This is a genomic window from Zobellia russellii (assembly GCF_044597075.1).
Lineage (GTDB): Bacteria > Bacteroidota > Bacteroidia > Flavobacteriales > Flavobacteriaceae > Zobellia > Zobellia russellii.
On sequence record NZ_CP139000.1, the window covers coordinates 1,103,599 to 1,120,156 of the forward strand.

Annotated in this window: 9 protein-coding genes; 1 reads left to right on the forward strand and 8 read right to left on the reverse strand. The window is 39.4% G+C overall.

Going from position 1 to position 16,558, the window contains the following annotated elements:
• Positions 1-202 precede the first annotated feature (202 nt).
• Positions 203-2,236 carry an ATP-binding protein gene (locus SJY45_RS04715; protein WP_400073452.1) on the forward strand — a complete coding sequence of 678 codons (2,034 nt, stop codon included), beginning with the start codon at positions 203-205 and terminating at the stop codon, positions 2,234-2,236.
• Here SJY45_RS04715 and bshB1 read toward each other — a convergent pair.
• From bshB1 to SJY45_RS04755, 8 genes are all read right to left on the reverse strand, one after another.
• The gene (bshB1, locus tag SJY45_RS04720) at positions 2,233-2,955 is read right to left on the reverse strand and encodes a bacillithiol biosynthesis deacetylase BshB1 (RefSeq protein ID WP_400073453.1); all 723 of its coding nucleotides are present in this window, start codon (positions 2,953-2,955) and stop codon (positions 2,233-2,235) included. The genes SJY45_RS04715 and bshB1 overlap by 4 nt on opposite strands.
• A gap of 30 nt (positions 2,956-2,985) precedes the next feature.
• The gene (locus SJY45_RS04725; protein WP_400073454.1) at positions 2,986-4,161 is read right to left on the reverse strand and encodes a trans-sulfuration enzyme family protein; all 1,176 of its coding nucleotides are present in this window, start codon (positions 4,159-4,161) and stop codon (positions 2,986-2,988) included.
• A gap of 40 nt (positions 4,162-4,201) precedes the next feature.
• Positions 4,202-5,611 (reverse strand): MATE family efflux transporter, encoded by a 1,410-nt coding sequence (locus tag SJY45_RS04730; protein WP_400073455.1) that lies wholly within the window; start codon positions 5,609-5,611, stop codon positions 4,202-4,204.
• 292 nt (positions 5,612-5,903) lie between these two features.
• Entirely contained in the window at positions 5,904-7,466 is a 1,563-nt protein-coding gene (locus SJY45_RS04735) for an arylsulfatase (protein WP_215912227.1), read from the reverse strand.
• A 53-nt stretch (positions 7,467-7,519) separates the two neighbouring features.
• Positions 7,520-10,042: an alkaline phosphatase D family protein gene (locus tag SJY45_RS04740; protein ID WP_400073456.1), complete on the reverse strand. Its 2,523-nt coding sequence runs from the start codon at positions 10,040-10,042 to the stop codon at positions 7,520-7,522.
• Position 10,043: 1 nt separating this feature from the next.
• Positions 10,044-11,714 carry a RagB/SusD family nutrient uptake outer membrane protein gene (locus tag SJY45_RS04745; RefSeq protein WP_400073457.1) on the reverse strand — a complete coding sequence of 557 codons (1,671 nt, stop codon included), beginning with the start codon at positions 11,712-11,714 and terminating at the stop codon, positions 10,044-10,046.
• Positions 11,715-11,718: 4 nt separating this feature from the next.
• Complete coding sequence (locus tag SJY45_RS04750; RefSeq protein ID WP_400073458.1) at positions 11,719-15,159, reverse strand: SusC/RagA family TonB-linked outer membrane protein; 3,441 nt, start codon at positions 15,157-15,159, stop codon at positions 11,719-11,721.
• A gap of 102 nt (positions 15,160-15,261) precedes the next feature.
• The gene (locus SJY45_RS04755) at positions 15,262-16,392 is read right to left on the reverse strand and encodes a FecR family protein (RefSeq protein WP_400073459.1); all 1,131 of its coding nucleotides are present in this window, start codon (positions 16,390-16,392) and stop codon (positions 15,262-15,264) included.
• Positions 16,393-16,558 lie beyond the last annotated feature (166 nt).

Here is a 16,558-nt window from a genome sequence, read left to right on the forward strand (position 1 = left end):
GAATACTTAAACCTCAACAAAATCTTTAAAAACATCGACAAAATGCAAGGTAATCAGGTCAAAACACACAATTTTTAGCGTTTCACAACAAATATTAGAGATATCTACATCATGTAGATACATTAGATGAATAATTAATTTTAAAATGTTTTTCGTCAAATCCCATTCTTTGACCTCTTCAAGGCTATCCAAATTATGCATTTTGCTTTTTGGTATACTGGTGTTGTCAACATTAAAGGCAAACTCACAACAAGAGACGAAGGATAGCTTGCACACCCTCATTACGGATTTAAGAAAAACACCCAACTTTTCCAATAAGGATACAACTTACATAAATTTACTGAACGACCTGGCGTACGAACTACGGTACTACAATTCGGATAGTCTTTTGCTACTTTCTAATCTTGCCTTGACCTACAGCAGGTCTTCGCACTATAAAAAAGGAGAAAACTATGCTTTGGTAGAAATAGGCAATTACTATTCAGATAAGGGCAACCATTCCAAAAGTATAAGTTACTTTGAAAATGCCTTGGCCATGAGTAAAAGCCGAAAGGATATAGATTTGACCTTAAGGGCCCAAAACAACCTAGCCTCCCAGTTTAGTTATATTGGAAACTATTCCAAATCATTAATTTATTATTTAGAGGGTATAGACATTGCGAATGAGAACGAAAACAAATTTATGCAGTCCGTACTTAATGAGAACGTAGCTAACCTCTATGCTTCGCAAAAAGACTATACCCAGGCTTTGGAGTTCTACAAAAAAGTAAAGAAGATCAACGAAGATATAGGGAATGAAATTTACTCCGCAGAAACCATGAGTAACATTGCCTCTATTTACGCGGATATGGGTGAATTGGAATACGCCATGTTCAACGCTAACGCAAGTATTGCCATTTTTGAAAAAAACAAAAAAATGGAATGGCTTGCCTATGCCTATGCTATAAAGGGCAAAACCTATTTAAAGGACAATAAACACAAATGGGCGTTATATTGGTATAGGCAGAGTGAAATGCTGCATGAAAAAATTCAGGATCCCCGTGGCAAAATAGAATTACTTAACGGCATGTCACAAGCGTACTTAGGCTTAGAAAAGGATGATATGTCCGAGAAGTATGCGCTAGAGGCCTATGACATTTCCAATTCTATTAAAGATATGGAAGGCTCACAACAATGCGCAAAAACACTTTACAAAATAAATAAGAATAAAGAAAACTTTACAGAAGCTCTTAAATACCACGAAATATTCCAATCGTTGTCAGATACGCTGTCCCGAAACGAAAACAAAAAAAGTTTGACCATGCTCAAAACCAAAATGGAGCATGAAAAGCAAAAGGCCGACCTCATTGAGGAAAACGAGAAGCAATTAGATATGCAAAGGGCTTATGTTAATGTAGCCTTAGGCATACTTTTGATTTTTATTATAGTTACGTTATTGGTGGGTAGAAGTGAAAAAATTCAAAAGAATTTGAACCTGGAGCTTCAGAAGAAAACAGAAGACCTTGAACAAAGTAAACTTGAGCTTCATGAGATAAACGGAACCAAGGATAAGTTATTTTCGATTATAGGACATGACCTACGTGGCCCAATTGCCGCTTTCCAAGGATTACTTAAATTGTTTAAAAACGGAGAAATAGAGCAAAATGAGTTTATGAGCTTTATGCCTAAACTTTCACATGATATAGACCACATATCATTTACGCTTAACAATCTCTTAACCTGGGGGCAAACCCAAATGAACGGGGCCGTAACAAGACCCGAGGTAGTTGCTTTGGAAACCGTAGTAAGAGATAATATTGACCTACTATCCGAAATAGCAAAAAATAAATCCATTCGTCTAGTAAACCATTTGGAACCCAAAACGCTAACATGGTCCGATGGTAATCAAATAGACATTGTTATCCGTAACCTTATTAGTAACGCCCTAAAATTTACACCTGAAAACGGCATGGTTACCATTAACGCTATTGAAAAGAAAAATCAATGGCAAGTTTCTATTCGCGATACCGGTATTGGTATGAACAAAGAAACCATAGACAAAATTTTCTCCCACAACTCTACCCTAACCACCTACGGTACCAACAATGAGAAAGGTACAGGTCTGGGACTATCCCTATGTAAAGAAATGATAGAGAAAAACAACGGAACCATATGGGTAGAAAGTTTATTACGCAAGGGAAGTACCTTTCACTTTACCTTACCAAGGGCCAAGAACAAATATCAAAAAACGGCCTAAATTAGGTCATCTATATTCTTTATAGCCACAAAGCGCTCTGTGGTAAAGCCTTCTGCATACTCTACCCCTACCAGCCTTCCTAAATCCCTAGCCCGGTAATTTACACTATCAATAAAGTTCTTACTGCTTATAGGAGTTTCCGGTTCTTTGCTTTTGGGGTCATGAAATTGCGAGGAATATGCTAAAATAGCATCCGTTTTCTTAGTAATGAATTCAGAGACATCCACGACAAAATCCGGTTCTATGTTCTTCCATTGAATATAATGGTATACTACCTTGGGCCTCCATTGCGTTTGATTTGCTCCATCAACATCCAATTTGGTTTCAATTTTTATTAACCCACTTAAAAAACAAGCATCACTTACCAACTTACTTCCCTTTCCATGGTCTATGTGGCGATCATCAATTGCATTGCACAAAACAATATCCGGTTGGTATTTACGCACCATTTTAATGATTTCTAACTGATGTTCCCTATCGTTTACAAAGAAACCATCTGCAAATCCTAAATTTTCTCGCGCTGATACTCCAAGAATTTTGGCAGCCGCAGCGGCCTCGTTATCTCTAATTTTGGCTGAACCCCGTGTACCAAGTTCCCCACGGGTCAAATCTACGATACCTACTTTTTTGCCGTTTGCTATGGCTTTGGAAATGGTAGCTCCGGCGCCAAGTTCTACATCATCTGGGTGAGCGCCAAAAGCTAATATATCTAATTTCATTATGTATTTTTGAAAGTTATGCTATATAGATTAACTAGTCGTTACTTCTTTGGTCAACCTTACTTTTTTCAATGCTTGTTCTATATCGGCAATGAGGTCTTCCGGTTCTTCTATTCCCACCGAAAAGCGAATTAATCCGTCTAAAATACCCTGCTTTGCCCTTTCTTCTGCACTTAAAAGTGCGTGCGATGTCTTGGTTGGCGAAAGTACTGTACTCTCTACCCCAGCCAAACTCATTGATGGTTTTATAAGCTGTAATTCTTTCTGAAATTGGGCGGCATCATAATCTTCATGCAATTCAAAAGACAACATTCCACCAAAACCGTTCATTTGTGCCTTTGCCAATTCATAATCAGGATGGCTCTTTAACCCTGGGTAATATACTTTGGTGACCGCGTTACTACCCTCTAGATATTCCGCCATACGTTGCGCATTCTCGTTTTGTGCCTTAACACGTAACCCCATGGTTTTTAAACTTCTTTCGAGCAACCAGACGGTATAATCACTAAGGCTTCCACCAAAATTCTTGGCTAGACCAAAGATTTTATTGATGTTTTCTTCCGTTGAAGCTACTGCACCTGCCAAAATATCGGAGTGACCTCCCATATATTTGGTTGCACTATGTATAACGATATCAATACCAAAATCTATAGGATTCTGATTAACAGGACTAGCAAATGTATTATCGATCATGGAAACCAATCCGTGCTTTTTGGCCAGCCTCGCAATGGCATCCATATCGGTTATAGTCAATAGCGGATTTGAAGGTGTTTCAATATAAATCACCTTAGTATTGGACCTAATCTTTTGCTCAAAATCCTCTGGGCGCCAACCTTCGGTGAACGAATATTCTATCCCAAATTTTTCAAACTCCTCTACAATAAGGTTATATGTACCTCCGTACAAAACCTGCTGCAGAACAATATGGTCTCCCGCTCTTAAAAAAGCCATTAACGAAGTGGTGATAGCTGCCATTCCGCTTCCAAAAATAAGCCCCGCTTCAGTATGTTCCAGAGCAGCTATTTTTCTACACAAAGCCTCTTGGTTTGGTGTATTAAAGTATCTAGGGTACCGTTTAACATCTACATCCTCAAAAGCATACGAACTGCTCATATAAAGAGGCGAAACTGCACCTTTAAATTGCTCATCCTTTACTTCGCCTACATGGGTACAAATAGTATTTAACCCTATTTTTTTCTGCTCCATAATTTAAAAAGTTTAGAAAGCTAAAGTTACAAAAAGCCTATTAGACACTCACCTTTTTCCAGTTTCCTTTTTTAAACCAGACCATAGAAATCACGGCCAAAAGCACCTCAGCTGCAGTAATAGCAATAAACACGCCCATAGCGCCTAAATTAAAAGTTATGGCAGCCAAGTAAGCAAACGGCAACTGAAACAACCAAAACGCGATAAGATTGATTTTTGTGGGTGTACCCGTATCCCCAGCTCCGTTAAAAGCTTGGGTTACAACCATTCCGTAAGCATAGAAAATATAGCCAATAGCAATAATTTGTAGACACAGCCCACCGTTTTGGATTACAACCTCATTAGTATTGAACCAACCTACAATATCATAGGCGAAGAATAGGTAAATTAAGGATACCAACCCCATAAAATAGGCATTGTACTTCCCCGTTTTCCAAACCGAAGTTTCGGCTCGTTCCGGCTGCTGGGCGCCCAAGTTCTGCCCTACCAAAGTTGCTGCGGCATTGCTCATACCCCAAGAAGGCATTAAAGTAAAAAGCATAACACGGATAGCAATCGTATAACCTGCCAATACCTCACTACCAAACTCGGACATCATGCGCATTAAAAACACCCAACTAGAAGTACCTATTAGAAATTGGGCTATACCTCCTAAGGAAACCTTGACTAAATTGAGCATTACGCTAAAACGGATGACCATATCCTTGAAGCAAATCTTAATACGGCTCCACCCAAAGAACAAAACCGCTAGTTGAAATAAAACGGCCGTTCCGCGACCTATGTTCGTTGCTATAGCAGCACCTGTTACTCCGTACTCCGGAATGGGTCCCCATCCGAAAATAAAAATAGGATCCAGAATAATATTGAGTCCGTTGGAAAGTACCAAGGCCCACATAGCAACGGAAGCGTCTCCCGCTCCCCTAAAAATTGCGTTGATCAGGAACAAAAGCAAAATGGTAATGTTACCGCCAAGTAAAAGTTGGGTATACCTATACCCTTCGGCAATCAAATCAGGTTCCGCTCCCATTAGCGCTAAAATGTCCTTGGCATATAAAAATCCGAACACGCCAACAAGCAAGGAAACCAAGACACCCAAAGCTATTGCCTGTACGGCCGCTTCTTGGGCTCCTTTTATATCCTTTGCCCCTATACGGCGAGCTACAATGGCCGTTGCCGCCATACTGAGCCCTATAGCAACAGCGTAGACTAACGTTACCACAGATTCCGTAAGACCGATAGTAGCAACGGCATTTACACTTACCTGCGATACATAAGCGATATCTACAATAGCAAAAATGGACTCCATCATCATCTCTAAAATCATGGGGATGGAGAGCATAAAAATGGCTTTCCGGATGCTTCCTGAAGTGAATTCTGTTTCTTTACCGGTTACGGCAACTATAAAGTACTGAAACAGTCTTTTAAAAGTGATTCTATTTAAATGTGGCATTTGAAATGAAATTATGTTGATAAAAGGAAGAGCATGTCAAAACCGAACGAAGAAAGTTCGATTAACCTTAGGCATATAACCTGGTGACATCTATACGGAACATAATTTCTATAACTTCATGATGGTTCAAATATCCAATTAATTTTTTAAATAAAAAAGAAAAAAATAAAACCGCCTCAAACATAACAGGCTCATAATGAACTCCTATCACCTTTGAAGCGGTTAATAATTAAGTGTGTCAGAAAGAATTATTTTGTAAAATAATTAAAACATCCCACCTCAACTTTTTACTCTATTTTAATTCCAACTCCTTGATCTCAACATCAGAAGTACCTCTAATCGCCTCATAATCGGCAATTAATTCTTGAAGTTTTTCCGGGTTTTCTTTAGCAAGGTTTTTCGTCTGACTAATATCTTCTTTCACATTATACAATTGGTATTCACTATCATTACCCAATTCTATATTAACCTGCTTATTTATAGCAGCTCCCTTATATGGTGGTATCATAGCCCAATCTCCTTTTCTAAGGGCCGTTCTAGAACCTGCTTCCAATACCAATTCAGTTCTTGCTTCTTTAGTTTCGCCCAAGAATGCACCTAAAAGGTTCTCACTATCCTCTCCTTTTTTATCGCTTCCCACCAATGCCGCAATAGAAGTAAGTAAATCTACTTGACAAACCAAAGCATCTGATTTGGCAGGAGCAATCTTGCCTTTCCAATATGTGATAAATGGAACACGTGTACCCGCCTCGAACAAACTGTATTTACCACCGCGTAAAGCACCTGCCGGTGTATGTTTACCCAATTTTTCTTCGGAATCATCATAGTACCCATCGTTTACTACAGGGCCATTATCACTAGAGAAAACAATAAGTGTATTTTCCAAAAGACCTTGGTTCTCCAAAGTTTTTATGAATTCGCCTACAACCCAATCCGCTTCAAGAATAACATCGCCACGAGGGCCCATTCCGGATTTTCCAACAAAACGTGGGTGAGGTGTACGCGGTACGTGTGGCTGTTGCAAGGCATAATACAAGAAGAAAGGCTCGTCTTTATGAGCGGTTACATATTCCTGTGCTTTTACCAAAAAGTGATCCGCCATTTCCACATCCTTCCATTTAGCGGCCTCGCCACCTTTCATATATCCAATACGCGGAATACCGTTTACAATACTATTGTTATGGCCGTGGTGCCATTTCATAGTTGTCAACTCCGGATTATCCAATCCTGTAGGTTCACCCTCAAAGTTCTTTTTGTAATCAACTTCTATAGGATCGTTAGGATCAAGACCGTCTACATTTCCGTTATCAATATATACGGTTGGTACCCTGTCTTGTGTTGCCGCAAGAATATAAGAGTAATCAAAACCAACTTCGTTAGGCCCTGGAGATACTCTCTCGTTCCAATTTACATTTCCGTTGCCCAAGCCTAAGTGCCACTTTCCTACAATACCCGTATAATAACCTTTTTCCTTAAGCATTTTAGGAACGGTAAGCTGATCCGTACTAATAATTAAAGGAGCTGTTCCCGGAAGTATCTTGGCGTCCTTATTTCTCCAAGGGTATCTACCAGTAAGGATGGCGTAACGACTTGGTGTACACGTAGCCGAAGTAGCATACCCATTAGTAAATTGAACTCCGCCTTCCGCCAGAGCATCAATATTTGGTGTGTTTAATTCCGTTGCACCGTATGAGCTAAGGTCTCCGTACCCCAAATCATCCATATAGATAAAAACAATATTGGGTTGCTTTGGACTTTCATCTGGAACTGCCGCTTTTTCTTCCTTTGATTTACAGCCGGATAATACCAATAATAAGAGGGCTCCTTGTAAAAAATAATTCCTTAAACTTGTCATGAAACTGTTTTGTATTTATAAATTAATTTACTTTCAAATTTATTCCTTTTTGTTTAGACGGAAATAGACTTTTTAGGATCAATGGTTATTTCTATACCACTTATGGTTTTTTCCTTGCCTCCTTCTCCTATTACCAAAGTGTATTTGCCCTGTTCATATACGGAGGGCGTATAACTATTCTCTTTCATACGCATAGCGTGCACCAATTCTTTGGTGTCCTCTTTGATAATTTTTAGTAACTGGTTGGCCGATTCTGTGTTCAACTTAGGAAGGTACCCTATTGGTCTTCGGCCATCATTATCTGTCTGTTGAATTGTTAATGGCCAGCCCGGGTAGGTATTTTTTTCTGAATCGATATCTAAGTTAGCAAGAAAGCGGATTGCTTCCATTTTTATAGTGCGCTTCTTAGTATCAAAAGTAACCAGCCCATAACCTGAAGCCTTTTTCTGTGCTTTTTGGTAACGGTCATACTCTTCTTCAAAATCATCCGTAGGATTTCCTACTGCATAGATATAATTATCGTTTCCAAATCCGTCACGGTAACAGCCTGTATTAGGAAGACCATGTTCCGGTCTACCGGTAAAAGGTACATTAACCGAATCCGGTTGCCCCCATCTTGGATACCCCGTAGATATAGCAGGTGTACAGAACGTCCACCCTGCATCCCTAGGTTCATCTATACTGTATTGTACCATAAAGGGTAAATGTTGGTCGCCATTAATATGAAAGGCACATGCTTTTCTAATAGTCCTTATTACTTCGTCCCTTTTGGTTTTTGGCCAACCACCGGAATCTAGATCTCCGAACAAAAATTCTTTTGTTGGCCCGTGGTGCGTACCCACATTAGAAAACAGGGTTTGACTAAGTAATACTTTCATGTTCGCACCCTTCCAGTCCGCCACCCAATCATTTAAAAAGTCTAGTTGCCTTTGTCCCATAAAATCCAGGTCCTCCGATTCAAGTTCTCCAGGTTTGGCCGGTGCCGTTAAATGATCTATTCTTCCCTCTCCGGACCTAACCATTTCCGGCCCCGATTTAAAAAGCCGATCACTTACAATAGCAAAGCTTACATTACCATAGACCAAGTGCGTGTACCATGTACTAATGTTAGATTTCATAGGCGCTTTATCAAAAGCATCGGGCATGTGACCACATTGGGTTTTGTTAACCACATTTACAAAATTTGGAGTTTGAACTAAACCACCGTGAGCATCGCGAACTTTTTCCCACTCTTCAAAACCAATACCTTCACCACCTTCTCCCCATAGATTACCTTGGTATACATCATGATCATCTGGAGTACAGATACTTGGTCTATTCCTTAATACATCACCAAAAGCCCAACCGAACATATACCACTTACCCAAATAGTTGAGAATGGCCTTATTCTCCGGTTGTCTCTTTATAGGATAACCACCGTTGCCTTCGTACAACTGATCTCCTGAAAAATATAGCATATCAGGGTTTGACCTATCCAAGTTCTCTACTAAAGGGCGGTATGGGAATCCCATAGCATGCTGGCAGGTTAGCCCCCCAAAAGTTAGAGGTCTATCCAAAGGCTCCTTACGAATAACGCCTTCATACACATGGCGTTCTTTATCCAATGTGTAACGCAAACGATACTTTATATCTTCTCTCGCATCCCAATCATCCACAGAAAAAATAGATGTAAAAGTTACCGGGTCTATTTGCCCTTTTGCTTCTTTTATCCATTTTCCGTTTCTCAAAAATTGAAGTTCTATTTTTTGGGAATCCTTTTCGCCAATTGGCGGAAGTTGTGCGGTTAGTTTTAATTTACCCCTAGAAAGGGTGTACATTGCCCATAAAATGGGGCCAAAACTATTTTCCGCCTTATGTTGCACTTTTGAGCCCGATAATTTTACATCGGCCCACCAAAAAGTGCTTTCCTTTTTTTCACTTCCTTTATTCTCTAAAGCCACTAACCCATTAAGGTTACCCTCTAGCGTATGTCTTAACGTTGCTGTCTTCCCATTTGCATCAGTAGCCAGAAGCGTAAGCTCAGTTTCTTTTTCCTTACTCCGTGCTTCTAACTGTAAAGAGAAGTTCTGAAAACCAAATCCCTCCGGTAGCTTTTCCTTCTGCTTATCAATATAAATTTCCCCTTCTAGATTTATCCCTACGGAAATACCTTTTCCAAAATAACAAGCAGCTTTAACACTATCAGGATCCGTATAGTCTTTTATACCAACCGAAAAGCCAACGCCTCCTTTACCCCCCTTATTCTGTAACAAACCTAAATTACCCGAAAGCATGAAATCTCCCTGATTGCCGTTAAGAATATGAGTTAAAATGTGAAGCCTTGATTGCTTTTCCACACCGGAAAACTCCAATCTGTTGTTTTTTATTTCCCAATCTTCCATGGGCACTGCCCAAAAAGAACTCCCTATCCATACCCTTTGGTTCAGCTTTGTAAAATCAGTTTTAAAACTATCATTTGCCGTATCAAAAGCGGTATTCTCCACAAAATCCTTTGCTAAAATAGGGTTAAAAGGACTTGCCAGCATGGGCACGGCAAGTCCTAGGTTCTGTATAAACTTTCTTCTTTTTATGGTCATCTTAATTACCCAATTTAGGGTTAACATTTACCTCAGACTCTGGAATAGGCCAAACATTGTCTACACCCGACCTAAAGTCTTTTGAAGTAACAAACCATCTGGATTGTGGGTCAATTTTCTTTGATGTTGTTGGATACAATGTGGAGTTTGGAAAAGGAGCTCCCCAAAAATCACCGGTTAAAACTTCGTCACCAATGTCCCATCTAAAAATATCCCAAAGACGTTGACCTTCCAATGCCAATTCAATTCTTCTTTCATTTCTTAATATAGGACGAAGCGCCGCCGGATCAGTTTCCGTTATAGGCGGAAGCCCTACGGACGCACGACCACGCACTTGGTTAATAGTTTCATCCAGTAAAGCCTGTGTTATTGGATTACCCGCCTCAAGTTCTGCTTCTAAATAACTCAATAAAACTTCGGCATATCTTATAATCGGGAGATTACCTCCATAATCCGACCTTAGATTTCCACTGAAAGACTCGTCAAAAAACTTACGTAGTCCGTACCCAGTTCTCGTTGCCTGTTTAGAATAGGTTAACTGATCTAAAGATTCAGTATGATCTGGGTGACAGTCATAAATCTTATCCCCAAAAGTAGAGCCGTCCCAAAGTAGGTTATACCTGAACCTTGGATCTCTATTGGCTCCCATATCATCATAGTCAAATCTAGGGTCATCATAGGATAGTGGTGTACCGTCGTCAAAACCATAAGCATCTGCCAGACTCCCTAAAGGGTTGACAATATGCCAACCAGAAGACACAGCAGGATAAGCATGTTGTGGTAATGCATTACCGGCTTGGCCGCCAAAATATTGTGTGCTGAAAATATTTTCACTGCTGCCTTCATTGGCCGGAGTAAAGAGAGAAGCATAGTCTGGATCTATCACATTCTCACCCATATCGATAATTTCTTTGTACACCTTTGATGCTTCCGCAAAGTTCTTTTCCCCTAGGTACATTCTGCCCAAGAAAGCCAAAGCCGCCTGCTTGTTGGCTCTACCTGCCTCCGTACCGGACAATTCTGCATACGATGGTAAATCTGCAGCGGCGGCCTGCAACTCACTAATTACAAAAGAAACCAATTCTGCTTTTGTTGCTTTATCAACATTGTTTGCCTCATCAGGAGTTAATGTGGTAGTAACTAAAGGAGCACTACCCCAGAACTGGGTAATATAGAAATAGGTGGCCGCCCTTAGAAAACGTACCTCGGCACTCATTCTGTCAATTTTGGATTGATCCATATCAACATTACCCACGTTTTCCAAGAAATCGTTACAAATGGCAATTCGCTTATAAGAACCTTTCCAATATCCATTAATAACATTATTGTTGGGTAAAAGCGTGCCGTTCGTCAAACGGTTTTGAGTAGAGTTATCCCCTCTACGGTCATACGCGTTATCCGTTGCGAACTCCATAAAAACAATTCCGCAATAGGTCCACCAATCAGATGGCACTACCTGAGTTCCGTATTCAATGGCACCGCGGTAAGCACCTGTTAAAGCTATAGTTGCATTAGACTCCGATGTCCAAAAATTATCTTTTGCAAAAGCGTTGCTCGGAAATTGTTCCAGTTCTTTGTCGCAACCTGAAAAAAGTACCACTGCCAAGCCCAAAATAATGAACCGAGCAAAAGATGGAATACGACTTATATATGTGTATATAGTATTTGACATTGTTCTAAAATTTTAAGTTTAAACCAAAGGTGTACGTTGTTAAAATAGGGTAATAACCACCTGATGAATTAATTTCAGGATCCCACCCGTCTCTGTAAGATTTGAAAGTGTGCAAGTTTTCTGCACCCAGATATACTCTTAGGTTGTCTATACCCACCAAATCTGTAACCGATGATGAAAAGTTATAGCCCAATTGTACGTTTTTAACCCTTAGGTACCCGGCATCTATCACCCAAAAATCAGAGGTTGTCGTGTTTGGAGTACCGCTATTGGTAACCACCTCTAGCCTAGGATACTCTGGGTAACGTACCGGATTTTCCGGATTGAACCTACCTTCCATTTGCCATCTTTGAATATTACCCAAATTGAAAAATGCATATCCGGCGTAATTGGTCAACTCTCCTTTTACACCACCAACACCTTGTAAGAACAAAGAGAAATCAAAGTTCTTATAGTTTAAATTGATGTTGGCCCCATACGTATACTTTGGTATACGACTACCTAAATATTTACGATCGTAGGTAGGATCAACCTTTCCATCCGGCACACCATCAGGACCACTAATATCCTTATATCTGAAATCACCAGCTTGCGAACCGGGGTTTACAGCAGTTTGATCTGCCCAACTTGAAACTTCGCCGTCATTAAGAAAAACACCGTCCGTCTCATATCCATAATACATTTGCATAGGAAAACCGATAAAAAGGTCCGATCCGTTACCAACGTAACCATTGGGCTGGTCTACATTACCCAAACCTAATGTAACGACCTCATTTTCTATTACCGAGAAGTTTCCGTTAATGGAATAACTAAAATCACCTTTACTTCCCCTATGTCCTATATCAAATTCCCAACCGGTATTCTTAACCGCACCCGTATTGGTTTCACTAATACCAACTCCTAATACCGAGGATACACTGGAAGATGGTTTAAAAAGAACATCTGTTGTATTTCTTCTAAAATAGGTAGCGTTAAAAGTTAGTTTTCCATCAAAAAACCCTGTTTCAAGACCAATATCAGTAGTTTCTGTAGATTCCCATTTAATATTGGCATCACGATACGTAGAATACGCCGCACCAGTTGAAAGTCCGCCACCCAATGAATAATCACGACCAGATGCTAAAACGGTTTGGTACGGATAGTTACCAATATTCTGGTTTCCTAAAATACCCCAAGAAGCTTTAACCTTTAAATTAGAAAGCCAATCTACTTCCTGTAAGAACGATTCCTGAGATGCTCTCCAACCAAACGCCGCTGCCGGGAAAACTGCGTACTTATTACTTTTAGGAAATCTAGAAGACCCGTCATAACGCAATGTGGCCTCAAAAAGATAGCGCTCATCAAAACTATATTTCAAACGGGAAAAGAAAGATTGCAACGCCCATTCAGCATCAAAACCTGCCGTCTGTTGGTTTTCAGCACTTCCTAGGTCCAATACAGTATAGTCATTGCTCGCAAAATCTTGACGGTATCCGTTGAAAAACGAAAACTCTTCGTTCTCAAAAGAATAACCTCCCAAAAAACTAAAATCATGAACGCCTACTTCTTTGGACCACTCTCCCGTAAATTGAAGAGTTTTATAAAGTTCCTTATTGCTATATTGATTTAAATAGGACTGTCCCAGGTTAATTTGATCATTAAGTCGCTGAGATGCGTAGTACGAGCGCTCTTCATGTAAGGTGAAATTATATCCCCCAATGGCCGAAAACACCAAATTGTCATTAGGTTTATAATCAAGCTTTACATTTATTCCCGCTTTAGTACGTGGGTTTTCCAAATAAGAATCAGAAGCTAACCAAGCAACCGGTGTACCTCCACTCTCTGGGCCAATACCAAAATTACCTTGAGAATCCTGACCCAACTCTATTGCAGGATATCTAACTGCATTGGATACAAGTTGCGTAACGAAACTTCCTGCGTTATTGGTGGCATCACTGGCCCTATCACTTTCACCTTGGTATCCGGAACCCTTGTTACCCGTAACTTGTGGTTCTTCCCTCTTCTCTACAGAGCCGTAAAACCTAGTGCTCAAATCAAACTTACTGCCCAACTTGTTCTGAAGGTTCATTCTAAAATTGTACCGGTTAAAGCTATTTTTTGGTACGATACCATCCTGCTCCAAAATACCTGCAGAAACGTAATACTTGTTCTTTTCATCACCTCCATTTAAGGTTAAGGTATGGGACGTCTGAACACCGTTTTTAGAGAAAAGATCCTCCAGAAATTTTGTATTCGGATAATTATCCGGGTCATCCTGAGCTTTATATTTTGCTATGTCTTCCGCAGAAAAGCTGTTGCTGCCAGAAGCTATGTTGTACATTTCTGCATATTCCCAAGAATTAACAAATTCAGGAAGCTCGGTAGCGGCATTAAACCCAACATAGCTGTTGTAATTGATAGAAAATTTATTCTCGCTACCATTTTTAGTGGTAATAAGGATAACCCCATTAGCAGAACGCGCCCCATAAATAGCTGCTGAAGAAGCGTCTTTTAATACCGAAATGGATTTGATATCATCCGGATTAATGTCGTTCATGCTCCCCGCAATACCATCAATCAAGACCAAAGCATCTGGCGTAGCTCCAAAAGAACCAACACCTCTAACACTAATATTTCCTCCACTCTGCCCTGGCCTACCCGAACGTTGCACTACGGTAACCCCTGGCATTTGACCTGTAATGGCTTGCGATACTTGAGTAACCGGTCTATTTTCAATATCCTTGGAGGATACTTGAGAAACCGAACCAATTACATTTACTTTTTTCTGTGTGCCAAAACCTACTACAACAACCTCGTCCAATCCAGCAGCACTTTCTACTAACTGAACGGTTAATGAAGTTTGCCCGTTAACCGGTATCTCTTTAGTTGCAAAACCTATATAGGAAACCACTAAAATAGCATCGTCAGAGCTTAATTCTAGACTAAAATTTCCGTCAAAATCTGTGGTAACACCATTAGTAGTGCCTTTTTCAACCACATTTGCCCCCGCCAAAGGCACACCGGTTTCATCTGTAATTACCCCGGTTATGGTCTGTTGTTCTTCCTTAATTCTATCAGATAATAGTAATGTATTCTCATTTTTTAACGGTTTTTTATTTTTGAGAACAATCTGATTTTTAACTAAAGTATAGGTTACATCTTCTCCAAATAATACGCCTAACACTTCTTTTATAGGGCGCTTATCTATATTGAGCGTCACTCTTTTAGCAACATTGAGCTGTCCTGTTTTGTAAAAGAATCTAAACTCACTTTGCGTTTCTATTTTTTTAAGTACACTTTCAATAGTCTCATTGTTTGCCTCAATAGAAACCTTCTTGTTTTGCGAATAGGAATTCGCATGAAGGTTGAACAAGGCAAAAGCAAACATTAGAATGGAGATTTTCACTGTTCGGTTCTTGTTAAGAATGTTTTTCAATAGAATGAAAAACAATGGTTTTTTTTCCATATTTTTAAAGGATTTTGATTTGTTATTTCTAGGATTAAAATCACTCTTGATCGGGGAACGTGGCAGCGTTTCCCGATTTTTTTTCTTTAAGTTAAGTCATGGTTATACTGGTTTTTTAATTAATATATAATTGTTGGTTATTTCATAATCGAACTCTGCACTTTCCTTAAAAGTATCAAGCAGGTCCTGTATGGTTTCATTTTCAAAATATCCTCTAAAGCGCACCGCTTCTAACTCCGTATATCCGTTTTCTATACGGACTCCATAACGTCTTTCAATTTTTTTAATAATATCCTTAAAGGATTCGTTATTAAAAGTTAGATCTCCGTTTCGCCAGTTTAAATAATCATGTATATCAACTTCACTTATCACCAAAGCGCCTTCTGTCATTGCTGCCTTCTGACCCGGTTTTAGGAAACTTAAGTCCTCGTTCATTGTCTCCTCGCGTTTATCGCTAATGACCACACTACCTTCTGCGAGTACGGCATACGCTTCTTCATTGGCATAACTGCTAACATTAAAATGGGTTCCTAAAACTTGAACATCCATATCTTTAGCCTCTACCACAAATTTGTGTAATGAATCTTTGGCCACTTCAAAATAAGCCTCTCCTTTTAAGAATACCCTTCTATCCTTTCCTTCAACAAAACTTATGGGATATTTTAAAGAGGTATCTGCATTTAGGTGTACCAAGGTGCCGTCCGACAGCTTTAATTCAAATGTTTTTCCTTTTGGGATAATAATCTCATTATACACCAACTCTTGTGTAGGTTTTCCATGATAAACAATTTGGCCTTTATCTTGTGAAGCCAGAACGTTTCCATCTTCATCCGTAATAGCTTCTCCGGCACCTACTATTATTTTTTTGGATTGATTATTACTTGTTTTTAATACAATTGCGTTGTCCTCTATTCGTAATTCAGGAGATTTATCTTCCTGAATTCTCAAAAAATTAAAAACTAACCCTAGTCCTACCACACCAATAAAAATGGCTGCATACTTTAAAACAGAGCGATTAAAATTGATATTTCTTGTTTTTGTAGGTGACTCGGTTTTCTTAGCTATTTTTTTCCATATTTCTTGTTTTACCTGTCCATCAAACTTAAAGTTTGACATTTGCTCATCCTCACCTTGATAGGATTCTAGGAACCGTTCCAAGAGTTCTTTTTCCTCCTGAGAGCAATTGTTATTTACGTATTTGTTGAAAAGCTTTTTTGCCTTTTTTTCGTTCATCTGGGTCGCAATTAAATAACGATACTACTACTAAGTACCCTAATTAATGCGATGGTACACGTTGAAAGTCAATTATTTTTAAAAATTGACAAAATACAAGTGAAAAAATTGAGGTATTCTCACCTTTAAAGTCGATGAATGATTTTTAAAAATGCGGATAACACAC

What these genes read in the sequence shown, in the direction of transcription:
- SJY45_RS04730 (WP_400073455.1), bottom strand. Translation starts at nt 5,611, where the DNA reads ATGCCACATTTAAATAGAATCACTTTTAAAAGACTGTTTCAGTACTTT.
- SJY45_RS04750 (WP_400073458.1), bottom strand. Translation starts at nt 15,159, where the DNA reads ATGGAAAAAAAACCATTGTTTTTCATTCTATTGAAAAACATTCTTAAC.
- SJY45_RS04735 (WP_215912227.1), bottom strand. Translation starts at nt 7,466, where the DNA reads ATGACAAGTTTAAGGAATTATTTTTTACAAGGAGCCCTCTTATTATTG.
- SJY45_RS04725 (WP_400073454.1), bottom strand. Translation starts at nt 4,161, where the DNA reads ATGGAGCAGAAAAAAATAGGGTTAAATACTATTTGTACCCATGTAGGC.
- bshB1 (WP_400073453.1), bottom strand. Translation starts at nt 2,955, where the DNA reads ATGAAATTAGATATATTAGCTTTTGGCGCTCACCCAGATGATGTAGAA.
- SJY45_RS04745 (WP_400073457.1), bottom strand. Translation starts at nt 11,714, where the DNA reads ATGTCAAATACTATATACACATATATAAGTCGTATTCCATCTTTTGCT.
- SJY45_RS04740 (WP_400073456.1), bottom strand. Translation starts at nt 10,042, where the DNA reads ATGACCATAAAAAGAAGAAAGTTTATACAGAACCTAGGACTTGCCGTG.
- SJY45_RS04755 (WP_400073459.1), bottom strand. Translation starts at nt 16,392, where the DNA reads ATGAACGAAAAAAAGGCAAAAAAGCTTTTCAACAAATACGTAAATAAC.